General features: G+C 49.6%; 18 protein-coding genes. 7 read left to right on the plus strand and 11 right to left on the minus strand.

Annotation, left to right across the window (positions count from 1 at the left end):
• Positions 1–135: 135 nt before the first annotated feature.
• Complete coding sequence (locus tag C233_RS0102425) at positions 136–1527, plus strand: DUF7477 domain-containing protein (protein ID WP_018665892.1); 1392 nt, start codon at positions 136–138, stop codon at positions 1525–1527.
• 214 nt (positions 1528–1741) lie between these two features.
• Here C233_RS0102425 and C233_RS22180 read toward each other — a convergent pair whose 3' ends face one another.
• From C233_RS22180 to C233_RS0102465, 7 genes are all read right to left on the minus strand, one after another.
• Complete coding sequence (locus tag C233_RS22180; protein ID WP_018665893.1) at positions 1742–2317, minus strand: AAA family ATPase; 576 nt, start codon at positions 2315–2317, stop codon at positions 1742–1744.
• Positions 2318–2916: 599 nt separating this feature from the next.
• Positions 2917–3228, minus strand: coding sequence for a type II toxin-antitoxin system RelE/ParE family toxin (locus tag C233_RS0102440; RefSeq protein WP_018665894.1), 312 nt, complete (start codon positions 3226–3228; stop codon positions 2917–2919).
• Positions 3225–3500, minus strand: a complete 276-nt coding sequence (locus tag C233_RS0102445; RefSeq protein WP_018665895.1) for a hypothetical protein — start codon at positions 3498–3500, stop codon at positions 3225–3227. The genes C233_RS0102440 and C233_RS0102445 overlap by 4 nt, the downstream gene beginning before the upstream one ends.
• Positions 3501–3622: 122 nt before the next feature.
• On the minus strand, positions 3623–5194 hold the full coding sequence (locus C233_RS0102450) for a peptide chain release factor 3 (RefSeq protein ID WP_018665896.1): 1572 nt from the start codon (positions 5192–5194) through the stop codon (positions 3623–3625).
• A gap of 132 nt (positions 5195–5326) precedes the next feature.
• A complete protein-coding gene (rfbD, locus tag C233_RS0102455; RefSeq protein ID WP_018665897.1) occupies positions 5327–6181 on the minus strand; it encodes a dTDP-4-dehydrorhamnose reductase in 855 nt (284 codons plus the stop codon).
• A 196-nt stretch (positions 6182–6377) separates the two neighbouring features.
• Positions 6378–6923, minus strand: coding sequence for a DUF4924 family protein (locus tag C233_RS0102460; protein ID WP_018665898.1), 546 nt, complete (start codon positions 6921–6923; stop codon positions 6378–6380).
• Positions 6924–7187: 264 nt separating this feature from the next.
• Entirely contained in the window at positions 7188–7841 is a 654-nt protein-coding gene (locus C233_RS0102465; RefSeq protein ID WP_018665899.1) for a LysE family translocator, read from the minus strand.
• Between the two features lie 380 nt (positions 7842–8221).
• Here C233_RS0102465 and C233_RS0102470 point away from each other — a divergent pair, with 380 nt between their 5' ends.
• From C233_RS0102470 to C233_RS0102490, 5 genes are all read left to right on the plus strand, one after another.
• Positions 8222–9478: an LruC domain-containing protein gene (locus tag C233_RS0102470; RefSeq protein WP_018665900.1), complete on the plus strand. Its 1257-nt coding sequence runs from the start codon at positions 8222–8224 to the stop codon at positions 9476–9478.
• A gap of 213 nt (positions 9479–9691) precedes the next feature.
• The gene (gene purL / locus C233_RS0102475; protein ID WP_018665901.1) at positions 9692–13408 is read left to right on the plus strand and encodes a phosphoribosylformylglycinamidine synthase; all 3717 of its coding nucleotides are present in this window, start codon (positions 9692–9694) and stop codon (positions 13406–13408) included.
• A 330-nt stretch (positions 13409–13738) separates the two neighbouring features.
• Positions 13739–17803, plus strand: a complete 4065-nt coding sequence (locus tag C233_RS0102480) for a hybrid sensor histidine kinase/response regulator transcription factor (protein WP_018665902.1) — start codon at positions 13739–13741, stop codon at positions 17801–17803.
• A gap of 20 nt (positions 17804–17823) precedes the next feature.
• Positions 17824–18381 carry a chromate transporter gene (locus tag C233_RS0102485; protein ID WP_018665903.1) on the plus strand — a complete coding sequence of 186 codons (558 nt, stop codon included), beginning with the start codon at positions 17824–17826 and terminating at the stop codon, positions 18379–18381.
• A 268-nt stretch (positions 18382–18649) separates the two neighbouring features.
• Entirely contained in the window at positions 18650–19219 is a 570-nt protein-coding gene (locus tag C233_RS0102490; RefSeq protein ID WP_018665904.1) for a chromate transporter, read from the plus strand.
• A gap of 12 nt (positions 19220–19231) precedes the next feature.
• Here the strand turns inward: C233_RS0102490 and C233_RS0102495 are convergent, their stop codons facing one another.
• The gene (locus tag C233_RS0102495; protein ID WP_025068591.1) at positions 19232–20743 is read right to left on the minus strand and encodes a glycoside hydrolase family 10-like protein; all 1512 of its coding nucleotides are present in this window, start codon (positions 20741–20743) and stop codon (positions 19232–19234) included.
• A gap of 71 nt (positions 20744–20814) precedes the next feature.
• Between C233_RS0102495 and uvrA the strand changes: the two genes are divergently transcribed.
• Positions 20815–23643, plus strand: coding sequence for an excinuclease ABC subunit UvrA (uvrA, locus tag C233_RS0102500; RefSeq protein WP_018665906.1), 2829 nt, complete (start codon positions 20815–20817; stop codon positions 23641–23643).
• 280 nt (positions 23644–23923) lie between these two features.
• Here the strand turns inward: uvrA and C233_RS0102505 are convergent, their stop codons facing one another.
• The 3 genes from C233_RS0102505 to C233_RS0102515 are packed head-to-tail and all read right to left on the minus strand — an operon-like array spanning position 23924 to position 26077.
• Positions 23924–24403 carry a hypothetical protein gene (locus C233_RS0102505; RefSeq protein ID WP_018665907.1) on the minus strand — a complete coding sequence of 160 codons (480 nt, stop codon included), beginning with the start codon at positions 24401–24403 and terminating at the stop codon, positions 23924–23926.
• 24 nt (positions 24404–24427) lie between these two features.
• The gene (locus C233_RS0102510; protein WP_018665908.1) at positions 24428–24652 is read right to left on the minus strand and encodes a hypothetical protein; all 225 of its coding nucleotides are present in this window, start codon (positions 24650–24652) and stop codon (positions 24428–24430) included.
• Positions 24653–24655: 3 nt separating this feature from the next.
• Positions 24656–26077 carry a carbon starvation CstA family protein gene (locus C233_RS0102515; protein ID WP_018665909.1) on the minus strand — a complete coding sequence of 474 codons (1422 nt, stop codon included), beginning with the start codon at positions 26075–26077 and terminating at the stop codon, positions 24656–24658.
• Positions 26078–26125: the final 48 nt, after the last annotated feature.

Consider the following 26125-nt stretch of genomic DNA (forward strand, 5'->3'; position numbering starts at 1 on the left):
GAAATAATGCCTACTTTTGTATAACAAGCAGGTTTCCAGGGCATAGTACGCATACCATATAACCAGGCAGAACTACGGATTATATCCAGGAGAACAACCCTTCGAAAGACAAATGACATTAAAAAGATTCTTACTATGCGCTACTTCTTATTCCTGTGTTTTTTCATGTCCAATATTCATCATATATTGGCTCAAGACAACGTCACCTTCATCTTAATGGAAGCAAACGACAAGCTAAAGGAACAAACGTGGTTTTACAGCGGGTCGGGCGAAGAGCTGCAACAGTCCGAAATTAAGAAATACTGGGAACAGGACAAGTACATCACAGCCGCCTCCTATACCGAGAACGGGTGGTTCGTCACGATGTCCCAAAACGACAATTTCACCGGCCAGAGCTACCATTACAGCAGCTCGTGGCCTACGGACTGGATAAAGGAAAAGTACGATGCGGGGCATTACATCACCTCGATTACATGCAGCGAGTCCAAATGGCTCATCGTCATGTCCAAAGTAAAAAACTACACGGGGCAGAGGTACAAGCAAGACGTATTCAGCAAGCTGAAAGTGTGGTACGACAAGAACCGCGACGAGGAATACTACATAACCCAAGCCACTTACAGCAGCGGCAAATGGCTTTGGGTGATGACCAAGGGCAGCGAAATAACGTCGCAGGGATATGCCTGGGCTACAAACGACAATGTAACCCAGAAAATCAAGCAGATATGGAACGAAGGCAACCGGGTGCACCTGGTGGAGTATGCCGACGGCGAATACTTTATCCCCTACGGCTCCACCCGCAGGGGCGCGGCGAAGCAGAGTTACACCTTCCGCACCTCCGGCATCTCGGACTGGATTTCCAAGAACTGGCAAGAGGGGATATCCATTCAATACTTAGGCGGAGGCAATCCTACGAGCTCCGGCTCCTCTACCGCCACCGCCTCCCGTACCGTAACCACCGGCAACAACACTACCAACGACACCGGCAGGCGCTCCTGGAGGCAGAACAATCCCAACGGAGGCTATGTGGACTATGTGCAGAACCCGGACGGCTCCATAGATGCGACCGCCGTGAACCCCTGCATAATCTGCGGCGGGAGCAAAGTGTGCCGTGTATGCAATGGGCAGGGAGGAGTCATGGGGCGCGCCTACGGGGGCACGTGGTATCCCTGCAAAGCCTGCGGCGGGAGCAAAGTATGCCAAAGCTGCCGGGGACAGGGCTATACCACGCTGGTCAGCCACTTCCAGAACGGCGTAAGCATAGGCTACGACCAGAACGGAAATGTATATTCCAGCGGTGGCGGCAACGGCTCGGGCAGTCCCTCCAACAGCACTCCTTCCCGCAGCACCTCAACGGGCAGCGGCGTCTGCCCCGACTGCGGCGGCAAAGGCTACCGTCCGGAGTCGTACCGGTATGCGGCATCCAGCTCATTCGCCCCCTACCACAATACGGGAGGCAGCACGTGCAACATCTGCGGAGGTACGACCGACCACTATCATTACAGATGCACGACGTGCAAACGCCATTGATACTTACAGCAAAGTTCCCCTGCCGTCCCGCTGGGGGGCGACAAGGGAACTTATTTACCGGTGATACGGCACGGGGCAAGGTATGCCCGCCGGGGCGCAGAGGGGTTATCCTAACGGATACATACAAACGGCTCTGCCTCTTTAGTAAAAAACAGATGTTTCAAAGTCTCGAAAAGACGTGGCTCGCATTTCCTGCCCTCAAATATAAATAGAATCATACGTTGAAGGTATTACCCCGGAATAGCTTTTCGATATTATGCCCGAATCTCATCTCTTTATCCGTACAATCGCATAAAGGTTTAATCTTGTTGTCATTCAAAATAAAATTGCAATCCGGACGCAGCAGGTCATTCGTCATCAGATAAATATTGTGTGAAGAGGTAAATATCTGGCAATCCATATTGAACAGTACTTTGCAAACCTCGAAAGCCAGGCGGAAATGATAGAATGTATCGAACTCGTCGATAAAGACAAATGATGCCTCGCTCATCCGCTTCATCCAGAAATAAAGCAGTTGCAGCGACTTGGTTCCGGTAGATGCAACCAAGCTGAAAGGAATCTCCGAACCGTTTATATCGCAAAAAATCTGCTTGCCGACACGAAGCGATTCGGACACCAATATGCCGCCGGCATTCTTAGAATAAGCATACACGACTGCCTCGCTCCCGAATCTGAATGTATATTCGAATTCTACCACGCCTTCTTTTTTGCCGGCATACACGAAATTCACATAATAATCTATCTTCTTCCATTTGGGTGATAAATGGTTCTCGATATCAAATAAAGCCAAGCTGAAATTTGTTTTGCCCGAACCGTTCGGGCCATATATTATACCATTCTTTATTATTCCGTCCTTTATGGCATTTTATTGAACTCATAACTGGCGGAGTCGACAAATCCCACTCGATGCGGTCTGCAAATCCACGGTAATTGGTAACGGCAAATTTTACTAACATATTTCTATCGGCTTAACTATCAAAAGACAAAGATACGGAAAAGGATTTCCGTAAAAAATTACGGGTTTAATTTATCTTAACGCCACCTAATAACTTTATACCTCTATAAAGATAAGTATAGAGAGAATTATCAGCATTGCCTTACAATCCGAAATTTCAGATATGATGCACTACTATTTCCAGTGTTCCCCCCCATTGACAAACAATCCCTTTTCCGCTTGCATTATCCGCTTCTTCAAACGGAATTTCTGCCGGGATATGGAAGAGGAAGAAACGGCGATACATGACATGCGACTATCTGCGCACTGCTGAAACCCTGCTGGATGAGCAGACAGAGCTAGTTATCGGCAAGAACCGAACAAGATACGGTTACCGCCCCCAAAAGAAGCCAGTAAGAAAAGAATATATATGTGTTTCATTATCGGCGGTTCACCTATTTTATCCGTCTGTATAACCAGGAAGGCTCACGACGCATATCCCAAAGGTCGGTAATATAAATGACCTCTGCCTCTACATAAAAAATCAATTTGCTATGCTTGCTCACAATCAATCCCCTATATAACCTGGAACGGTCTTTCAATAGAGGTTCTTGATGTGCCAATTCAGGATTTATAGCTATTCGGTTCTCCCAACAAGCTATATTTTTTTCAAATTCTTCGGCAGCCTTCCTGCCAAACTCATTATAGATGTAACGTGTTGTATTTTCCCATTCACACAAAGCTCGAGCAGACCACTCTATTCTCATAACTCCGCTATAAATTGTTTCATACGGCGATGCGCCACTTCCGACGGAATTCCCTCTCCGTTTTCAAACTCCGCCTCAGCTTCATCAATCCGAGCATTCAGTTCCTCTACCGTATAAACTGGAAGATTATCTTCCTTACCAGCGCTTTCCGCCACCCTGCCCAATGCGCGGCAATAAGCACGGCGCACGGTCCGCAGGACCTCTAAATTATCGGTAACCGATATATCGCGAATCAATTCATTCCGATAATCGTTTAAATCCATTGTCTTCATAAGCCATACTTATTCGTTTCATTACAATCACAAAGGTAACACTTTCTGCATATAAAAAAGCAAGAGGCACAAAGTTTTTTATTCTTTTGCGCCTCTGTCATAGCGTAATAGTATATATTTTGTCAGAACTCGCTCGTAAAGTGGAACTTTATATGCTTGAAGTCCATTTGCGCCATTTGCAGCACGTAGCCGCTGTCTGCCAGGAACACGTCCCTGCCCTCGCGGTCTTTTGCCATATACTGGTACTTGCGTTTCTTGAAAGCCTCCAGCTCGGCGGGGTCGTCGCTCTCTATCCAGCATGCCTTGTACAGGCTCAGCGGCTCCCAGCGGCATTTGGCGGTATATTCGTTCTCCAGGCGGTACTGGATAACCTCGAACTGCAACTGCCCCACCGTGCCGATAATCTTGCGCCCGTTGAACTGGTTGACGAACAACTGCGCCACGCCTTCGTCCATTAGCTGGTCGATGCCTTTGGCAAGCTGTTTCTGCTTCATCGGGTCGGCATTCTCGATGTACTTGAACATCTCCGGCGAGAAGCTCGGCAAGCCGCGGAAATGGAGCATCTCGCCCTCGGTAAGCGTGTCGCCTATCTTGAACGTACCGTTATCCGGCAGGCCGATGATGTCGCCCGCCCATGCCTCGTCGATAGTGGTCTTGCGCTGTGCCATGAACTGCGTGGGCGACGAGAAACGCATCGTCTTGCCGTGGCGCACATGCAGGTAAGGCGTGTTGCGGGTGAACTTGCCGGAGCATATCTTGCAGAATGCGATGCACGAACGGTGGTTCGGGTCGATATTGGCGGTTATCTTGAAGATGAAGCCTGTGAACTTGGGTTCGTCCGGCTCTACCTCGCGCTCCTCCGCCTTTACGGGACGGGGGCTGGGGGCTATCTCCACGAAGCAATCCAGCAGCTCCTGCACGCCGAAGTTGTTCAGGGCGGAGCCGAAGAATACGGGGGCTAATTCGCCTTTCAGGTATTCCTCTACCTGGAACTCGGGATATACGCCGTCTATCAGTTCCAGCTCGCCGCGCAGCTTGTCCGCCAGTTGGGTGCCTATCCGGTTGTCCAGCTCTTCCGTGTTTATATCGACTTCCACCTTCTCCGTTACTACTTGCTTGGAGGGTTGGTAGAGGTTGAGGTTGTGTTCGTAGATATTGTACACTCCTTTGAAGCGGATGCCGCTCTCGATAGGCCATGTGAGGGGGCGGACATGGATAGCGAGTTCTTCTTCCAGCTCGTCCAGCAGGTCGAACGGGTCTTTTGCCTCACGGTCCATTTTATTAATGAAGATGATTACGGGGGTGTTGCGCATGCGGCAGACTTCCATGAGCTTGCGTGTCTGGGTTTCCACACCTTTCGCACCGTCTACCACGATAATCACGCTGTCTACCGCCGTAAGCGTGCGGTAGGTGTCTTCGGCAAAGTCCTGGTGACCGGGGGTGTCGAGTATGTTGACCTTATAGTCGTGGTAGTCGAATTCCATTACGGAGGTGGTGACCGAGATGCCGCGCTGCTTCTCGATGTCCATCCAGTCGGAGGTTGCCGTCTTTTTTATCTTGTTGCTTTTCACCGCACCCGCCACTTGTATCTGGCCACCGAACAGCAGCAGTTTCTCGGTGAGCGATGTCTTACCGGCATCGGGATGCGCGATAATCGCAAAGGTGCGCCTTCTCTCTATCTCTTGATTTGCCATAACTGATTATTTTTCAGGCACGGATTATACGGATTTCCCGGTTTTCAATGTACCGGTATCTTCAACTATCGTATCCGTTCTATATGTGCCTGTTATTTTATTTTTATATATACATTCAATTCTTTCCGATATTCACGAATCCAATCGTCCTACACATACCGCAAGGCTCTCTTCCCAATGGGGAATTTCAAGCTTATAGGTATTCTTTATCTTCGTCTTGTCCAGCACGGAGTATTGGGGACGCGGGGCTTTAGCCGGATACTCACCGGTGTGTAACGGGCTGACTTTACATGAGGTAATGCCTGCTATGCGATGAATGGCTACCGTAAAATCATACCAGGAGCAGACGCCTTCGTCGCTGAAATGATAGATACCGGGGATAATGCCCTGGTTGATAGCCGCAAAGATAGCGCGAGCCAAATCGTTGGCATATGTGGGCGTGCCTATCTGGTCGAATACGACGCCCAGCGTATCGCGTTCTTTGCCCAGGCGAATCATTGTCTTTACAAAGTTATTGCCGTAAATGGAGTATAACCATGCCGTACGGATAATCATTGCACGGCTGCATTTTTCCATAACAGCCTGCTCGCCCGCCAGTTTCGTGGAACCATAAACGGAATTGGGACAAGGGGCGATGTCTTCCGTATAGGGGATGTGGCCGGTTCCGTCGAACACGTAGTCCGTAGAAACCTGTATCATGGCAGCACCGCAGGCCTCGGCCGCAGCAGCCAGGTAGCCGGGGGCTATATGGTTCAGTTTGTCGCAAAGTTCCGGATTATCTTCCGCTTTGTCTACGGCGGTATAAGCGGCACAGTTTACGATGACATCCACCCGGTTGCCGGTCACGAATGTATGTATGGCTTGTTCGTCACAGATATCCAGTTCTTGTACATCTGTAAAAAAGTAAGTGTGTTGCTGATGTTCAGCAGAGAGCGCCCGCATCTCGTTACCGAGTTGTCCGTTGGCGCCGGTTACTAATATATTCATCTTGATAGTTACTATTTATTCCCTGCGGTCATGACATATTTTTTATCTTTGACACATAGGTACGTTGACGATTTACTATTTATTACTTTGCTTGCCAGGCGGGGTTATCTTGCCGGCAGATTTACTTTGATATTTATTATTTGACAATCTATTGTTTATTAACCTGTTTATTACCTAAGTTCGTGTACATATGCCGTCAGTCGTCGTCCAGCTTTAATTCGCCTTTCTTGTCTTTGTCGTAATAGTTGGCAAGCAAAGAAAGGAAGCTGCTGATAGCTTCTACCGCTTTGGCAGTGCCCTGGCTGATTTCCTTTTTCTGCAGGCGCAACAGCAGTACGCCGTAAAGTGCTTCGAAGCAGGTTTCCAACTCGGGTTCTTCTTCCCTGCCGCCTTTCTGCCGCAATTCTACGATGAAAGGCAGTGCCTTGAAATACGCCGCATTGTAAAATGGGTATTTCGTGGATGCCAGCAACCCGGCATGCAGCTCCGTGAGGTTGCGGATAACGTTGCAGTTAATCTGCAAATGGCCTTTCTCCGTCACTCCCTCCGCGCGCATCATATCGGAAAGGTTGGCGTACCACTCCTCCAATGCCGCATGGTCTTCCGCCGGGTAACGGGAAATGATATTGCTGCGGAGCAAATCGATGTCGCACTTGTTGGCGCGAATCAAGTCTTCCACTTGCCACATATATATAAGGTATTCGGCAATATTCTTTTCTTTCAGTTGCTGCGAAATTTTCACGTCAGGGGTCGATGATTTTAGGTTTATGATTTCAGATTTCAAACTTACGGTTTACGATTTCAGATTTACGGTTTATAACCGGAGCTTTATTAGCTGTCTGTTACTTACCATTATCTACCTGGTATCTGTCATTGTTCTTATCGCTCTGTTGCCTGTCATAACTTGCTTGTTGCCGTCATTATCCGTTTATTGCTTATTGCCTATCCGCTACCTGTCGCCAGCTTATCGCTTATGTATCGTTTGTCTCTTCCTTATCCGCTCCGGCTAATAAAGCGACTCGCCCATTAGGGTGAACACCAGACCGAGCACAGAGACTATCATGACAATGCCGCCAATAATCCGGTTCAATATCCAGATGCCACGTAGGTTGAATTGGGTACGTACCTTGTTGACGAAAAAGGTTATTCCAAACCACCAGCTCAACGCTCCTAAAGCAATGGCAAGGTAGCCCGTAACGGCCTCAAAGACCAGGACGCCTTCGCTGACAAAAGCGAAACGGGCGAAAAGACCTACGAAAAGAAATATGATTAGCGGATTGGAAAGGGTAACGGCAAATGCCGTAATGAAGTTATGGAAATAAGAACCTTTACTGGTGGATACCGGGCGAATGGACTGTACGGGATTGCTGCGGAATGTATAGATACCGAATGCCAGCAGAAGGATGCTTCCGAACAGTTGCAGATAGAAAATATTCTTGTTGACATAGTCGAAAACGAAGCTCATGCCGTAACCTGTCAGCAACGCATAGGCTATATCGCTCAGCGAGGCTCCTATCCCGGTTACAAAACCATACCAACGCCCTTTGTTCAGTGTACGCTGAATGCATAATACTCCTACAGGACCCAACGGTGCAGACACTATCACACCGATTATGAATCCCTTCCACAATATGTCAAATATGGTTTCTATCTGAATCATGCCTGCAAATATCGTACTTTTTTATGAGACGACCGAATAGAGTTAACGTTTTTTCGTCAGAAAAGGATTTTAATAAAGCAATGTTATTCTTGCCAATCCAACGGAATAGTAAGTTTACATGACGGTGGGCGGCGTGGTAATATATTGACACCACACAGAAATTCCGCCTGTCTGTACTCCGGATATCGCCCTTTTCCGGGGTGCGGGCAAGCAATAGCAGCAAGCACAAAACTTGTATATTATGTATAGGCATATACAGTTTACAAGCCTTTAAATTGTTAAAACGGAATAAATAGGATAAATAATACAACTTTTATATACATTGTTAGTATATAATTCATATCTTTGTGGCGGATAACCATAAAATATCGGTCAGAAATATGAAAAAATGTCTAACCCTTTTATTTGCAGCAAGCAGCATGTTGTTATTCAATGCTTGCGAAAACGAGGTGTTCACCCCCGAAAGAGTGGAAAACACCAAAGACCTTGTAGCTCCCGCTGACTTTGACTGGAAAACGACCCAAAGCCAGACTTATAACCTTATTTCGAAAGTAAACACAGTAGTGTCTATCTATACGGATAAAGACTGTACAGACGAAAGCCTGTTGATTGAGAACCTCGTGCTGAATGCTAATGAGGCAACGGATGTCTCAGTGAATATTCCGACGTATGTAACCAGCATCTTCGTACAATATCCCACGGAAGACGGGAAAGAGGTATTCGAAATCAATACGAATGGGGTTACGACACGGGTATGGCCGGGAGAAGGAAGTTTCATACAGTTGCCTGCTGAAAAGGACGTAGTGCGCGAAGGACTTTTGGGAGATCTTCGGGAACATTACTATTACCCCCAAAAAAGAGGTCAAGGAACATTGATGTTCGAAGACCTTTACCCTTCAAAGGGCGATTATGACTTTAATGATTATGTTATCGGATATAATGTAGAGATTTTCAAATCCCCGTTTATCGGTATTGATTGGAGAAAAGCTGCCGTCGGTTTTATAATGAAATTCCAAATACGCGCCATAGGCGGTAGTTTGCCTTTCCGTCCGGCCATTCGTCTGAAAGGGTTTGCTATGGAGAATCTCAAATGGGCTAATATAGAATATGAGTCTTCCACTGATGGCATTACCATAGAATTACTAAGAGAAGGTCGTAGTGGCAAAGATGATGTCATTTTCTTTATCAATGGTACTGAATCCCTTTGCAATGGCGGTTATTACAACACAGTTACCGGACAAATAAATAAAAATATGCCGGTTGTTACTTGCAGAGTTACCAGAAACGGTTTTGGTGAGGAGAATTATTATATTGCTAAACAATACGAAAAGTTAGCAAAGAATCTTCCCGATTATTTCGATTTCTTTATCCAAAACAAAGAAACTGGAGATGAAATCCACTTCAGAGGTTTTTCTCCTACAGGTATAGAGGGAAACAAGCAAAGTATTGATACGGAATATAAATCCAAAGAAAATTTAGTTTGGGCTATCGCTGTTCCACAAAAGATTAGCCACCCTGCAGAAAAGGAAGATATCATTAAAGTATATCCCAAATTCAATAAGTGGGTAACAAGTGGTGGCGAAGATTGCAAGTATTGGTACAGAAACCCCCAGGGTTCTTGCATTGATTTGAACTAACACAGCTCTTTCGTACATCCTTATTCGGATATAAAATAACAACTTTAGCCGGACATGCTTCACTTATGTCCGGCTAAAGTTTTTTATTTCCATTTCTTTCTCTCACCCAACGATTTTGTATATCTTTGCACCCAAGAAGAAAAGAGAAGAAGCCGACTTATTGTGAGGAACTTCAATCAAGAGTAGCAAATCCGTAAATTCTTAAATAAAAGTATGATTCTTTTTTTCAGAACACTATCCAAGAGCGTGATTGCCGTAGAATGTGGCCACGAACTTACCCAAGCAGACAGCGACAAACTCTGCTGGCTTTTTGGAGAAGCCACCCCCGAGAGTGAAGACAACCTGAAAGGACATTTCGTAGGTCCGCGCCGCGAAATGATTACTCCTTGGAGTACCAATGCTGTGGAAATCACCCAAAACATGGGTTTGGACGGTATTATCCGTATCGAAGAATATTTCCCCGTAAAAGATGAAAACGCAGACCACGACCCGATGCTGCAACGCATGTATAAGGGTTTAGACCAGAATGTATTTACGACTAACCGCCAGCCGGAACCTATTATACACATCGACGACCTCGAAGCGTACAACGAAAAAGAAGGCTTGGCTCTTTCCAAAGAAGAAATGGACTACCTCAAAAAGGTAGAAAAAGACCTGGGACGCCCGCTCACCGACTCCGAGGTTTTCGGCTTTGCACAAATCAACTCCGAGCACTGCCGTCATAAAATCTTCGGCGGTACATTTATCATCGACGGAGTAGAGCAGGAATCTTCCCTTTTCCAGATGATTAAAAAGACCACGCAGGAAAATCCGAACAAGATTATATCGGCTTATAAAGATAATGTAGCCTTTGCCGAAGGTCCGGTTATCGAACAGTTTGCCCCGGCAGACCATTCCAAACCCGATTTCTTCCAGATAAAGGATATCAAGAGCGTTATCTCCCTGAAAGCCGAAACGCACAACTTCCCTACTACCGTAGAGCCTTTCAACGGTGCTTCTACCGGTACGGGCGGCGAGATACGCGACCGTATGGGCGGCGGTAAGGGTTCCTGGCCTATCGCCGGAACTGCCGTGTATATGACTTCTTATCCCCGTACGGACGAGGAACGTCCCTGGGAGGAGATACTCCCGGTACGCAAATGGCTGTACCAGACTCCCGAGCAAATCCTGATTAAAGCATCTAACGGCGCCAGCGATTTCGGAAACAAGTTCGGCCAGCCGCTGATTTGCGGTTCCGTACTGACTTTCGAACATAAGGAGAATGATGAGGTTTACGGTTACGACAAAGTTATCATGCTTGCCGGCGGTGTGGGCTACGGCACGCAGCGCGACTGTCTGAAAGGTACGCCCGAAGCCGGTAACAAAGTGGTGGTTATCGGTGGCGACAACTACCGCATCGGTTTGGGAGGCGGCTCCGTATCGTCCGTAGATACGGGACGTTACAGCAGCGGTATCGAGCTGAATGCCGTACAGCGTGCCAATGCCGAGATGCAGAAGCGTGCCTATAACGTGGTACGTGCACTCTGCGAGGAGGACACCAATCCGGTGGTTTCTATCCATGACCACGGTTCTGCCGGCCATGTGAACTGCCTGTCGGAGCTGGTAGAGGAATGCGGCGGGCTTATCGACATGAGCAAGCTGCCTATCGGCGATAAAACGTTGTCTGCCAAAGAAATCATAGCCAACGAGAGCCAGGAACGCATGGGTCTGCTGATTCACGAGGAGGCTATCGAGCATGTACGTAAGGTGGCCGAGCGGGAACGCGCCCCGATGTATGTAGTCGGTGAAACTACCGGCAATCATCGTTTCGCCTTCCAACAAGCCGACGGCATACGTCCGTTCGACCTTGCCGTAGAGCAGATGTTCGGTTCTTCTCCCAAGACTTATATGGTGGACAAAACAGTGGAACGCCATTACGAAATGCCGGAATACGAATTGTCGAAACTGCACGAATACCTCACCAACGTGCTCCAATTGGAAGCTGTTGCCTGCAAGGACTGGCTGACGAACAAAGTAGACCGTTCCGTAACGGGTAAGATTGCCCGCCAGCAATGCCAGGGCGAGCTTCAGTTGCCGTTGAGCGACTGCGGTGTCGTAGCGTTGGATTATCGCGGCGAGAAGGGTATCGCCACTTCTTTGGGACATGCCCCGCAGGCAGCGCTTGCCGACCCGGCAGCCGGTTCCATTCTTTCCGTGAGCGAAGCGCTGACCAACCTCGTATGGGCTCCGCTTGCCGAAGGGCTGGACAGCGTATCGCTGTCGGCTAACTGGATGTGGCCGTGCCGTTCGCAGGAAGGTGAAGACGCACGCCTCTACACAGCGGTCAAGGCATTGAGCGACTTCTGCTGCGCACTGCAAATCAACGTTCCTACGGGCAAGGATTCTTTGTCTATGACGCAGAAATATCCCGACGGAAGCAAGGTTATCGCTCCGGGTACGGTCATCGTATCGGCCGGCGGCGAAGTTTCCGATGTGAAGAAGGTGGTATCTCCGGTGCTCGTCAACGATAAAAAGACTACTCTTTACCATATAGATTTCAGCTTCGACAAGCTGAAACTGGGCGGTTCCGCCTTTGCGCAGTCATTGGGCAAGGTAGGCGACGAAGTTCCTTGCGTGCAGGATGCCGAATACTTTCGCGACGCTTTCCTGGCGGTACAGGCGCTTATCGGCAAAGGGTTGATTCTTGCGGGACACGATATCTCCGCCGGCGGTCTTATCACCACCCTGCTCGAGATGTGTTTCGCCAACGTGGAGGGCGGTATGGAAATCAACCTCGACAAGATGAAGGAGCAAGACCTCATTAAGATATTGTTCGCCGAAAATCCGGGTATCGTTATCCAGGTTAGCGACAAGCACAAAGAGGAGGTGAAGAAGGTATTGGAAGATGCCGGCGTAGGCTATATCAAAATCGGCAAGCCGGCCGAAGAGCGCCATATCCTCGTAACCAAAGACGGCGCTACTTACCAGTTCGGCATAGACTATATGCGTGATGTGTGGTATTCGTCTTCTTATCTGCTCGACCGCAAGCAGTCCATGAACGGATGTGCCCAAAAGCGTTTCGAGAACTACAAGATGCAACCGCTGGACTTGGCATTCCTGCCCGGATTCAAGGGTAAGCTTTCACAATACGGCATCGACCCGGAGCGCCGTACTCCGACCGGTATCCGTGCTGCTATCATCCGTGAAAAAGGAACCAACGGCGAACGTGAAATGGCATATTCGCTCTATCTCGCCGGCTTCGACGTGAAGGACGTAACCATGACCGACCTCGTCAGCGGACGCGAGACGCTGGAAGACGTGAATATGGTAGTGTACTGCGGTGGTTTCTCCAACTCCGATGTGCTGGGCTCCGCCAAGGGCTGGGCAGGTGCTTTCCTTTTCAACCCGAAAGCTAAAGAAGCGCTCGACAAGTTCTATGCACGCGAAGATACGTTGTCCCTGGGCGTATGCAACGGTTGCCAGTTGATGATGGAGCTGGGGCTTATCACTCCCGACCACGAAAAGAAGGGAAAGATGCTGCACAACGATTCGCATAAATTCGAGTCGGCTTTCGTCGGCCTCACTATCCCTGCCAACCGCAGCGTGATGTTCGGCTCCCTGAGCGGCAGCAAGCTCGGTATCTGGGTGGCGCATGGAGAAGGCAAGTTCTCATTGCCCTACGATGAAGACAAATATAATGTGGTGGCAAAATATACGTACGATGAATATCCGGGCAACCCGAACGATTCCGACTATTCTATCGCGGCAATAGCCAGCACCGACGGGCGTCACCTGGCTATCATGCCTCACTTGGAACGTTCTATCTTCCCCTGGCAAAACGGCTGCTATCCCAAAGACCGCATCCACAGCGACCAGATTACACCGTGGATAGAAGCATTTGTCAACGCACGCAAGTGGGTGGAGGAAAAGACAAAAAAAGACAAGGCGTAAAGTTGCGGTGTAACAATGTGGTAACGACGCAGCAATACGGCTATGATGTAATCAGCACGGTTATAACGTAACAACACGGTAATAATGAATGATACGGTTGTAACGCAATAATACGGTAACAACGTAATCAATACGGTAATGTACCGGGGTTCTTGCCTATGTGCAGGAGCTTCGGTACATTTTATTTATCCCTCCGTCGTCCGTAACTTTCTTGTTTACCTCGCTATTCTGTTCCGCCTTTTTTGCATATATCAAACAATTTCACTACTTTTGTGTTAATATCATGACTTCCCTAACGTTTATCGAACTCGAACTCCTAAATTGCCCAACATGAAAAAGCTCTTCTTTTTCTTCATTTTCCTGGTATCATCTTTTTTGACTACCGCCCAGACGTACAAGTACATCGGAGTAAAAGACGGTTTGAGCAACAGACGGGTGTACGCAATCCAGAAAGGGCCTAAAGGTTATATGTGGTTCCTTACGCACGACGGCATCGACCGTTACAACGGGAAAGAATTCAAACATTACAAGCTCATGGACGGAGAAGAGGAAATCAATTCCATGATGAACCTCAACTGGCTGTACACCGACTCCCAGGGCAGATTATGGGAAATCGGCAAGCACGGGCGCGTATTCTGTTACGAGAGCAAGCACGACCGTTTCCAACTGATATATAAACTTCCCAAAAGCGAGACGCAGGGCTTGCACATCCCCGTAAGCTACGGCTTCGTAGACGATAACAGCACCATATGGCTCTGTAACCAGAAAAACATTTACCTGCATAACAGCAATACGAAAGAGACTGTCATTATCAGGAACGAAATCAACGAAAGTATTACGGACATCGAGCAGATAGATGCCAGTCACTTTTTCATAGGTACGGACGTAGGCGTGCATTATGCCGAACTAAAGAACAACGTACTCTCATTGAACCCTTGCGAGAAGTTGGATACCCTGAGGCTGCAAATCAATGAGCTTTTTTTCCATAAAAGCAGCCGCAAGGTCTTTATCGGGACTTTTCAAAGAGGTATCTATGTGTACGACCTCAATCTTCACAAGGCGTTCCACATCAAGTCGGGGCTGGTAGATGTTAGTATCAACCGCATCTGCATGTTCGGCGACAAGGAAATACTGATAGCGACGGACGGTGCGGGCGTTTACAAGATGAATGTGGACACTTACCAGTCCGAACCGTATATCGTAGCCGACTTCAACAGGTACAATGCCATGAACGGTAATACGATTTACGACATATACGTAGACGACGACCAGCGCATCTGGATGGCAAACTACCCTATCGGCATTACCGTACGCAATAATAAATACAGCGATTACGAGTGGATAAAGCATTCCGTCGGCAACAGGCAATCCCTTATCAACGACCAAGTAAACGCTATCATCGAAGACAGCGAGGGCGATTTGTGGTATGCCACCAACAACGGCATCAGCCTGTACAACGAGCGTACCGGGCAATGGCAATCATTCCTGAGCGTGTTCAACGAAAACCATAAGAATCAGAACCATACCTTCATTTCATTGTGCGAGGTCAGCCCCGGCATTATCTGGGCAGGAGGGTATAGTTCCGGCATTTATCAGATAGACAAGAAGAAGGGGAGTGTGAGTTTCTTTACTCCTGCACTATTCGGGGGAACGAATATCCGCCCCGACAAATATATCCGCTCTATCGTCAAGGACAGCGAAGGGTATATCTGGTCGGGAGGATACTACAACCTCAAAAAGATAGACTTCATCCACAAGAAGATAAATTTCATATCCGGGCTGGACGGCATAACGGAAATCAAAGAGAAGGACAGGGAATATATGTGGATAGGTACTACCAACGGGTTGTACCTGCTGGAGAAAGCTACCGGCAAGCACCAATATATCACGATGCCGGTAGAATCGTCGTATATATGCTCTTTATACCAGGCTCCGGGCGGGCTGCTGTACATCGGAACCAACAACTCCGGACTGCTTATTTACGACCCTGTACAAAAGAGTTTCGAGCATTACCACAAGGATAACTGCGCGCTTATCTCCAACAACATCTACACAATCCTGTCTGACGGGAAAGACGACATCCTCCTAAGTACCGAGCACGGGCTGAGCGGCTTCTATCCCAAGGAAAAGGTTTTCCATAACTGGACAAAGGAACAGGGACTGCACTCCGACCATTTCAATGCCAGCTCGGGAACATTGCGTAAAAACGGGAACGTAATCTTCGGAAGTACCGACGGCGCCATAGAGTTCCCGAGGGACATGGCAATGCCCCGCGAGTACGACTCGCGTATGATATTCAGCGATTTGCGCGTATTCTACCAGACTGTATATCCCAAGGACGAGGGTTCTCCGCTGGTTCTGGACATCGACGAAACGAAGAGCCTGAGACTGAAGTATAACCAGAATATATTCTCGCTCCAGGTGTCCTCTATCAACTACGACTATCCCTCCCTTATCCTATATTCGTGGAAGCTGGAAGGGTTTTACGACGGCTGGAGCCGCCCGGGAGAGGAAAACGTTATCCGTTTTACCAACCTGAATCCCGGTCATTATACCTTGCGTGTCCGCGCCATATCCAATGAAGACCGCCGCATCGTTCTGGAAGAACGCAGCATGGACATTATCATCGAACAGCCTGCCTGGCTCAGCATATGGGCGCTGCTGCTGTATGCACTCATCCTCATAGCCATTGCAGGCATTGCGCTGCGCATCATCGTATTGCGCAAGCAGCGAAAGATATCCGACGACAAGATTCGCTTCTTCGTCAACACGGCGCATGACATCCGTACACCGCTGACGCTTATCAAAGCGCCGTTGGAGGAGCTCTCTGACCGCGAAACGCTGAGCAAGGACGGAATAGACAACCTCAACACGGCACTCCGTAATGTCAACGCCCTACTGCGCCTTACGACCAACCTTATCAACTTTGAGCGGGCGGACACATATACGAATAACTTCCACGTATCCGAATACGAACTGGGAGCTTATATAAGCGAGACTATCAACACCTTCCGCCCCTATGCTTCCGTAAAGCATATCAACCTGACCTACGAAAGCAACTTCCGCTACCTGAACGTGTGGCTGGACAAGGACAAAATGGATTCTATCCTGAAGAATATCGTATCCAACGCACTGAAATATACACCTGACAGCGGCAGTGTACACGTCTACGCCTACGAAGCGGAGGATACCTGGAATATAGAGGTGAGCGATACGGGCATCGGCATTCCGTTAGCCGAGCAGAAGAAGTTGTTCAAGATGCATTTCCGCGGCAGCAATGCTATCAACTCCAAAGTAACCGGCAGCGGAATAGGGTTGCTTTTGGTATGGAAACTCGTGCATATACACAAAGGGAAGCTGAGCTTCACCAGTACCGAGGGCAAAGGTTCCTGCATCAAGGTGTCTTTCCCGAAGGGTGAGAAGCGTTACCGTAAAGCCATACGCCGTCCCGACTTCATAAAGGAGAAAGCGCAGGAAAAGAGTTATGTACCGGAACCTGCCGCAACCTTAAGGAAGGATGTGCCGAGCACTCCCGCCACCGCAACCGCTCCCATAGAGGGTTACGAACATGCCCAGCAGCAAACCCGGCACGCCGACAACCGCCAGAAGATATTGGTGGTAGAGGACAATGACGAGCTGAGGGAGTACCTGCGCCGTACCCTGGCGGAGAACTATCATGTACAGGTATGCTCCAACGGCAAATCGGCGCTTTACATCGTGAAAGAGTATTTCCCCGACCTCATTATTTCGGACATCATGATGCCCGAAATGCGGGGCGACGAACTATGCCAGGCGGTAAAGAACGATATTGCTACCTCGCACATTCCGGTTATCCTGCTCACCGCTCTCAACACGGACAAAAACATCATCGACGGCTTGCAGACCGGAGCGGACGAATACGTCGTGAAGCCGTTCAACATCGGAATACTACGCGCCACCATTGCCAACCTGCTAACCAACCGTGCCCTGCTGCGCCACAGATACGCCAACCTGGATTTGAACGACGACTCCCACAATGCGGAGTGTATCAACTGCTCGACTGATTTGGACTGGAAGTTCATCGCCAGTATCAAGAAAAATGTGGAGGAGAATATGGACAATCCGGGCTTCACTATCGACGTACTCTGTACCCTGCTCAACATGAGCCGTACCAGTTTCTACAACAAGCTGAAAGCGCTGACCGACCAGTCTCCGGGGGACTATGTGCGGCTAATCCGCCTGAAACGTGCCATGCAACTGTTGAAAGAGCAGAAGTACACTATCACCGAGGTTGCCGAAATGACCGGGTTCAGCGATGCGAAATATTTCCGTGAAGTCTTTAAGAAGCATTTCAACGTAAGCCCGAGCCAGTATGCAAAAGAAGAAGGCAATGCCGGCGGGCAAAATAATAAGTAGATTATAGCATTACACGCGATATGAGTAACATATATATCGAAGCATTCTCCATTTTCTTTAAAATCGGGGCATTCACTATCGGCGGGGGATATGCCATGGTTCCGTTAATCGAGAACGAAATCGTAACGAAGCGCCGGTGGATAGCCAAAGAGGATTTTATAGACTTGCTTGCCATATCCCAGTCGGCTCCGGGTATCCTTGCTGTCAACATATCCATATTCATAGGTTACCGCCTGCGGGGAATACGGGGAAGTATCATTACGGCTTTGGGAACGATACTGCCCTCGTTCCTCATTATTCTCGCCATAGCCTTGTTCTTCCACAACTTCAAAGACAACGTTTATGTAGAGCGTATCTTCAAAGGTATCCGCCCGGCGGTGGTCGCACTGATAGCCGCCCCGACTTTCAGCATGGCAAAATCCGCCAAAATCAACCGCTATACTATCTGGATTCCGGTCGTATCGGCACTGCTTATCTGGTTACTGGGATTCTCGCCAATTTGGATTATCATAGCAGCCGGCGTAGGCGGGTATTTGTTCGGGAGGTTACGCCAGGCGAAAGCGAAAAAGTGGGAATAGGAAATTGAAAGCCAGGCGGATACTGCATTGCCAACCGCTGAATATCGACTTTGCATATCGACCGGCAAGTATCAGCCGATAAATATCAGCCGGCTGAATATAAATAGATAGAGTTGAATATAACTAAATAAATAAGTAGATAGATAAGTAAGTATAAACAAATGGGGATAAATAAATGAGCGCTAATCAGCAAGTATTAAGTATAAATCATCAAATATCAATCACCAAATTCAATCACTAACCGTTAATCACTAACCACTAACCATCCATGCTTTTCCTTCAATTATTCTATACCTTCTTCAAAATAGGCCTTTTCGGTTTCGGCGGCGGGTACGCCATGCTTTCCATGATACAGGGTGAAGTAGTGACCCGCTACGGCTGGCTTACACCGCAGGAGTTTACAGACATCGTAGCAATCAGCCAAATGACACCCGGACCTATCGGTATCAACTCGGCAACCTATGTAGGCTACACCACGATAGCCGAGCATTACGGTGCGGGTATGGGCGTACTGGGTTCCTGTGTGGCGACTTTCGCCGTAGTGCTACCCTCATTCATCCTAATGCTCACTATCAGCAGGTTCTTCCTGAAATACCAGAAGCACCCGGCGGTAGAATCCGTATTCAGCGGACTCCGCCCGGCAGTAGTCGGCCTGCTGGCATCGGCGGCGCTGGTATTGATGAATGCGGAGAATTTCAGCTCGCCCGGCGAAGATATGTATTCCTTTGTTATCAGTATCATCATCTTCCTCGTAGCTTTCATCGGGACGAAAAAGTACAAAGCGAACCCCATACTGATGATTATAGCATGCGGAATAGCGGGGCTGATACTCTATTAGGCAAGCCCTCCCCTACAACTTCACTTTCTTTCCTACCGACTTGGATTCGTTGTGCAGGCGGTCGAGTGCCGTAATCACATAGCGGTATTTCGTCTTGCCGTTGTCGTAAGGCAGCTTGTAGAAAGTATTGCGCGTGATAGCCACGATGTGCGAGGGGTCGTCGATATCCACCTTCTCCTTCGCCCCGAAGCGATAGACGACATACTGTACCGGACGGTTCATTTCATCCTTGAACTTCGGTGCAGTCCAAAAGAGGATATAACCGTCGGCAGTCCATACGGGCTTCACTTTGCGTACTTTGCCCGGAGCCTCATTATCCATAAAGTCGAACACCGGCGGAAGGGCGGGATATTTATGGTATTCCGTAACCAGGGCATCCCGGTATCTGCCCGCATTCTCCACTACGGCGCTGGCAGGCCACTGGCAACTGCCGCCAATCGTCTGGTAAGCCCGCTGCAAAGCCATTTTGCGGGGGAGCTGGTTGATAGAGGGATTTTTCGGGTCGGCATTCTGCACGGTATTCATCACGGATTGGCCGATAAACAAAGGACGGTTCTCCGTATGCTTCGCCCACCACTTCACCAATGTTTCATAGTCGGCTACCGGATGCCCTATCTGCCAGTATATCTGCGGAATATTGTAGTCTATCCACCCCTTGCGTGCCCACAGCAGCACATCGGCATACAAATCATCATAATTTTGCAGGCCGTTCGTATCGCTGCCCAGCGGGTCGCTGCTCTGGTTGCGGTAGATACCGAAAGGACTCACCCCGAACTTCACCCACGGCTTCAATCCGCGAACCGTCTCGTGTATCTTCTGAATCAGGATATTCACATTGCTGCGGCGCCAGTCCGCCTTATTGTCGAAACCGCCGCCATAGCGCGTGAAGCTCGCATCGTCCGGAAAGTCTTTCCCCTTGATAGGATAAGGATAGAAATAATCATCCATATGAATGGCATCCACATCGTAACGCGAAACGATGTCGGTTATCACCTTGCAGATATGCTCGCGGCTCTCGGGCAATGCCGGGTCGAAGTACAACTGGTCGCCGTACGTCACGAACCACTCCGGATGCGAATTATAAATATGAATGGGAGCAAGCTCGTTTTTCAGCGACGTCTTTACACGATAGGGGTTAATCCAGGCATGAAACTCCATGCAACGCTTGTGGCACTCCTCAATCATAAACTGCATCGGGTCCCAGTACGGCTCCGGCGCTTTGCCCTGCGTCCCTGTCAGGAAACGGCTCCACGGCTCGTATTGCGAGGCATACAACGCATCCGCCTCAGGACGTACCTGGAAGATAACGGCATTGATGCCCGCTTCCTGCAAGGAGTTCAACTGGTTTATCAAAGTCTGTTTCAGCTTGCCGGCGGGCATGCCGCGGAACTGCCCGTTCACCGCCTGTATCCATGCGGCGCGGAATTCACGTTTCGGATGAGGGGCCGCGGAGGTCTGCTGTGCCCGGATTACCCAGGGTTGCGCACACAGCAACAATAGCAAGAGGAGATTTCTGAATTTCATTTTGTTCTTTTTAAATATTGCATGGCAAAGATAATGATTATCTTTGTACCCCAATTCATTTTCAACAGTCTATGACAAAAAATACATCTATCATCATAAAGGGAGCCCGCGTCAACAACCTGAAAAACATCGACGTGGAGATTCCCCGCAACAAACTGGTCGTCATCACCGGGCTATCCGGCTCCGGCAAATCCTCGCTCGCATTCGACACTCTCTATGCGGAAGGGCAGCGCCGCTACGTAGAAAGCCTCAGCAGCTACGCCCGCCAATTCCTGGGACGTATGAGCAAGCCCGAATGCGACTTCATCAAAGGCATCCCCCCTGCTATCGCTATCGAGCAGAAGGTAAGCAGCCGCAACCCGCGTTCCACCGTAGGCACTTCCACCGAAATATACGAATACCTGCGCTTGCTCTACGCCCGTGTGGGACGGACGTTCAGCCCGGTCAGCGGACAGGAGGTAAAGAAACATTCCACCGAGGACATCGTGAACTGCATGCTCCAGCAACCCGAAGGTACGCGTTACACCGTGCTCGCTCCGATATTGCTCCGCGAGGGACGCACCTTGCAACAGCAACTGGAGATAGATATGAAACAAGGTTTCAACCGCCTGGAAGTGAACGGCGAAATGGTGCGTATCGACGAGTACCGCCACAAAAACGGCGACACCGTATTCCTCCTGATAGACCGCATGACGGCTTCCGGCGAGAAAGATGCCGTCAGCCGCCTTACCGACTCCGCCGAAACTGCCATGTACGAAGGTGACGGAGCCTGCCTGCTGCGCTTTTACCGACCGGACGGCACTACCAGCCTGTACCGTTTCAGCACCAAGTTCGAGGCGGACGGCATTACGTTCGAAGAACCCAACGACCAGATGTTCTCTTTCAACTCTCCTATCGGAGCCTGCCCGGAATGCGAAGGTTTCGGACGGGTTATCGGCATTGACGAGCACCTCGTCGTTCCCAACCGTTCCCTCTCCGTGTACGACGGTGCGGTGGTGTGCTGGCGCGGAGAAAAAATGGGCGAATGGAAAGACATGGTGATACGGGGCGCGGAGAAAGCCGGCTTCCCCATTTTCACCCCTTATTACCAGTTGACGGACAAGCAGCGCCGGATGCTGTGGGAAGGTACGCGTTACTTCGAAGGCATCAATGATTTCTTCAAGATGTTACAGGAAAACCAGTACAAGATACAATACCGCGTAATGCTGGCACGTTATCGCGGCAAAACCCTCTGCCCCAAATGCCACGGTACGAGATTGAAGCCCGAAGCCGGCTATGTCCGCGTAGGCGGACGGAGCATCTCCGAACTGGTAGACCTACCTGTAACCGAGCTGAAAGAGTTTTTCGACAACCTGCAACTGGACAAGCACGATGCCGACATCGCCCGCCGCATCCTCACGGAAATCAATAACCGTCTCCGCTTCCTGCTGGACGTAGGCTTGGGCTACCTCACGCTGAACCGCCTCAGCAACTCGCTCTCCGGCGGTGAAAGCCAGCGCATTAACCTGGCCACCTCCTTAGGGAGCAGCCTCGTGGGTAGCCTATACATCCTGGACGAACCGAGTATCGGGCTTCATAGCCGCGATACGGACAGGTTGGTACACGTATTGCGCCAACTGCAACAACTGGGCAATACGGTAGTAGTGGTGGAACACGACGAAGAGATAATCCGTGCCGCCGACTATATCATCGACATCGGTCCCAAAGCCGGCCGTCTGGGTGGCGAAGTGGTCTACCACGGCGACATGAAAGATATTTTAGGCGACCGACAGGTAAGCGGCAAAACGACACCGTCCACTACCGCCCTTCCCCTCTCCCCCTCGTACACCGTGCGTTACCTGCGGGGCGAGGAAACCATTCCCGTACCCGAAAGCCGCCGCCCGTGGAACCAGTACATCGAAATCACGGGCGCCCGCGAGAACAACCTGAAAGGTATCGATGTACGTTTCCCGCTTAACGTAATGACCGTAGTTACCGGCGTGTCGGGCTCGGGCAAGAGTACATTGGTGCGCGACATCTTCTTCCGCGCCCTTAAACGCGAGCTGGACGAATGCAGCGAGCGCCCGGGCGAGTTCGCCTCTATCGGCGGAGACTTGCAGAACCTGCGCAACGTGGAGTTCGTAGACCAGAACCCTATCGGCAAATCCTCGCGTTCCAACCCCGTAACTTATATCAAGGCTTACGATGAAATCCGTAAACTATGGGCAGAGCAACCCCTTGCCAAGCAAATGGGCTACACCGCCGGGCATTTCAGCTTCAATAGCGAAGGCGGACGTTGCGAGGAGTGCAAAGGCGAAGGCACTATCACCGTAGAGATGCAGTTCATGGCAGACCTCGTACTGGAATGCGAGTCCTGCCACGGCAAACGTTTCAAGGCAGATACGCTGGAAGTGAAGTTCCACGACGTCAACATCTACGACGTACTGGAAATGACCGTCAACCAGGCTATCGAATTCTTCACCCAGTACGGGCAGAAAAGAATTGTGAAGCGCCTGCAACCGCTGCAAGACGTCGGACTGGGGTACATCAAGCTCGGCCAGTCGTCCTCCACCCTTTCCGGCGGTGAGAACCAACGTGTGAAACTCGCCTACTACCTCAGCATGGAGAAGGCAGATCCGACGCTTTTCATCTTCGACGAGCCCACTACCGGCCTCCACTTCCACGACATCCGCAAATTGCTGGAAGCCTTCGACGCCCTGATACGCCGCGGCCATTCCATTGTCATCATCGAACACAATATGGATGTAGTGAAATGCGCCGACCATGTTATCGACCTCGGACCCGAAGGCGGAAACAAAGGCGGTAACATCGTGGCAACCGGCACGCCGGAAGAAGTGGCGGCATGTGCTGCAAGCTATACGGGGCAGTTCCTGAAAGAAAAACTGACTCCGGCAGAATAGGTGTCAGTATTCACCGCTGAATTACGCGGATTCACACAAATTGAAATCAAATAATAATTATCAAGATAGAAAGTCTATGTGAATCCGCATAATCTGTGGTGAATGCCGATATACCCTCAAACCGATAAAGGACACCTACGGACATAATGGGGAGAAAGAAGAGAAAGAAAAGAGAAAAAAGAGAAGAAAAGGAAAGCCAATCATAGTCCTTATATTAAAGAAGGGTTGCACCCTGCAACAGATGCAACCCTTTCCATATCCTCAACCGGTTTCTCCCTGCTTAGAAGTAGAAACCGAATCCCACTTTCAGCCCGAATTCCGAACGGTCTTTATTTATATCCCAGTACACGGCAGGTTCGATAGTTACCGTACGCGAGAGGAAAAATGCGTAACCGCCTTCCATGCCGAAGCCGAAACGCGTCTTGTCACCGCCGTCCCAGTTATAATGGTTCAGGTTGACATCAGCGCCCAGGAATACACCGATTTTCTCGATGTAGTAACGTCCGCCCACACCCAGCGTATAGACATCCGTACCGCCGCCTTGCCACTTCGCACCGGCATCTATCAGCAACGCAAAATTATCCACAACAAACGCACCGCCTTTGGCTTCCAGGCCGAAATGGGCTTTGTCCGTTTCTGTGTTATAAGAGAAGTTAAGCCCGGTAATGGAAGGGTTTACAAACCATTTTCCTTTTTCAAACTGCGCATGGGCAGCCACAGTGCCGATAAGCAGGCATACGAGTAATACAAGTTTTTTCATCTTGTTTTCATTTTTGGTAAATAATTATTTTCGTTCTATTTTATCTTCGTTACGGCGTTTCTGCTGCAATTCCTCCTTCTTGCGGAGCACCAGCCACAACACGAGTACGATGACATACGAAGCAATCACGGTAACATACTTTTCCGTATTGCTGATTTCCGTATTGCGCGGCAGGAAATATGCCGCAGTAGCAGAAACATAGATAAGCAGGGCTACGGTCAGCCCGGTAGATTTCTTGAATTTCTTCATCAGTTAAAGATTTTTAGTCTGTTTGTTTTTCCATACGACGAACCACACCAAGGCTATCGCTACGCTGGCAAGCCCTATGCCGTAAGCCACTGGATGCGGCAGTCCGAATCCCTCAGGTGCTATGCAGATATAGGTCGTGCAGACGCAGGTCATGAAGAAGGCGGGTATCAGCGTCAGGAAATATTGTTTCCCTGCACGCACCAGGTACACCGTAATAGCCCACAAGGTGAAAACGGACAGGGTTTGGTTGGCCCACGCAAAATAACGCCATATCATATCGAAACCGTCTTTATCGCGCAAGCTGTACAACAGCAGCCCGATAGCCGCCAGGAACATCGGCACGCATATATATAAACGGCGGCGCATCGACTTTTGTTCCATACCCAGGAAGTCGGCCACGATAAGCCGTGCCGAGCGGAAAGCGGTATCGCCGCTGGTGATAGGCGCGGCAATCACACCCAATACCGCCAGCACGCCACCCACAGTACCCAGCCAGTCCTTGGTAATGGCATCCACTATCACGGCGGCATTCGTCTCTCCCATTCCGTTTTCATGGAAAAAGTAAGTAGCGGCGGCAGCCCAGATAAGCGCCACGATACCCTCGGTAATCATCGCTCCGTAGAACACGGGGCGGCCATGACGCTCACTCGTCATGCAACGTGCCATTAGCGGGCTTTGCGTAGCATGAAAACCGCTGATTGCCCCGCACGCGATGCTCACGAACATTATAGGGAAAATAGGCAGCACGGCGGCATCGGGATTGGTATTCTCCAGCCCGTCCCACACTTCCGGCAACGCCGGGTGGTTAACGTAAAGCATCACCAGGATACCCACTGCCATAAACAGCAACGCAATGGCGAACAACGGATATATCTTACCGATAATCTTGTCTACCGGCAACAGCGTGGCAAGCACGTAGTAGATAAATACCACCACAATCCAAAAAGTAGTATCCAGCGTTTCCGGTGTCAGGCTGGCAAGCAGTCCGGCAGGTCCCGCCACAAAAACAGCCCCCACCAATATCATCAGGATAACGGTAAACCCGCGCATCACCTGCTTGGCGGTCAGCCCCAAGTAGCGGCCTATGATTTCCGGCAGGCTCTCGCCGTCGTGCCGCAACGAAAGCATTCCTGCAAAATAATCGTGCACCGCCCCGGCAAATATACTTCCGAACACTATCCACAAGTAGGACGCCGTACCGAACTTGGCTCCCATAATCGCACCGAAAATAGGTCCTAAGCCCGCAATGTTCAGAAACTGTATCATAAATATTTTCCATGTAGGCAACGGAATATAATCCACTCCGTCGGCCTTTGTAAGAGCAGGGGTCTTACGGTCGTCCGGCCCGAACACACGTTCGATAAAGCGCCCGTAGATAAAATAACCTGCAACCAACGCCAACAGGCAAAGTGTAAATGTAATCATGGCGTGTAGATGTTTAATGTATTTTATGCATGCAAATGTAACAGTTTC

This window comes from Bacteroides gallinarum DSM 18171 = JCM 13658, from assembly GCF_000374365.1.
In the GTDB taxonomy this organism is placed as follows: Bacteria; Bacteroidota; Bacteroidia; order Bacteroidales; family Bacteroidaceae; genus Bacteroides; species Bacteroides gallinarum.

Bases quoted from the DNA above. Each gene is read 5' to 3' on its own strand.
- C233_RS0102425 (WP_018665892.1), top strand. From the start codon at position 136: ATGCGCTACTTCTTATTCCTGTGTTTTTTCATGTCCAATATTCATCAT.
- C233_RS0102440 (WP_018665894.1), bottom strand. From the start codon at position 3,228: ATGAGAATAGAGTGGTCTGCTCGAGCTTTGTGTGAATGGGAAAATACA.
- C233_RS0102445 (WP_018665895.1), bottom strand. From the start codon at position 3,500: ATGAAGACAATGGATTTAAACGATTATCGGAATGAATTGATTCGCGAT.
- C233_RS0102450 (WP_018665896.1), bottom strand. From the start codon at position 5,194: ATGGCAAATCAAGAGATAGAGAGAAGGCGCACCTTTGCGATTATCGCG.
- rfbD (WP_018665897.1), bottom strand. From the start codon at position 6,181: ATGAATATATTAGTAACCGGCGCCAACGGACAACTCGGTAACGAGATG.
- C233_RS0102465 (WP_018665899.1), bottom strand. From the start codon at position 7,841: ATGATTCAGATAGAAACCATATTTGACATATTGTGGAAGGGATTCATA.
- C233_RS0102470 (WP_018665900.1), top strand. From the start codon at position 8,222: ATGAAAAAATGTCTAACCCTTTTATTTGCAGCAAGCAGCATGTTGTTA.
- purL (WP_018665901.1), top strand. From the start codon at position 9,692: ATGATTCTTTTTTTCAGAACACTATCCAAGAGCGTGATTGCCGTAGAA.
- C233_RS0102480 (WP_018665902.1), top strand. From the start codon at position 13,739: ATGAAAAAGCTCTTCTTTTTCTTCATTTTCCTGGTATCATCTTTTTTG.
- C233_RS0102485 (WP_018665903.1), top strand. From the start codon at position 17,824: ATGAGTAACATATATATCGAAGCATTCTCCATTTTCTTTAAAATCGGG.
- C233_RS0102490 (WP_018665904.1), top strand. From the start codon at position 18,650: ATGCTTTTCCTTCAATTATTCTATACCTTCTTCAAAATAGGCCTTTTC.
- C233_RS0102495 (WP_025068591.1), bottom strand. From the start codon at position 20,743: ATGAAATTCAGAAATCTCCTCTTGCTATTGTTGCTGTGTGCGCAACCC.
- uvrA (WP_018665906.1), top strand. From the start codon at position 20,815: ATGACAAAAAATACATCTATCATCATAAAGGGAGCCCGCGTCAACAAC.
- C233_RS0102505 (WP_018665907.1), bottom strand. From the start codon at position 24,403: ATGAAAAAACTTGTATTACTCGTATGCCTGCTTATCGGCACTGTGGCT.
- C233_RS0102510 (WP_018665908.1), bottom strand. From the start codon at position 24,652: ATGAAGAAATTCAAGAAATCTACCGGGCTGACCGTAGCCCTGCTTATC.
- C233_RS0102515 (WP_018665909.1), bottom strand. From the start codon at position 26,077: ATGATTACATTTACACTTTGCCTGTTGGCGTTGGTTGCAGGTTATTTT.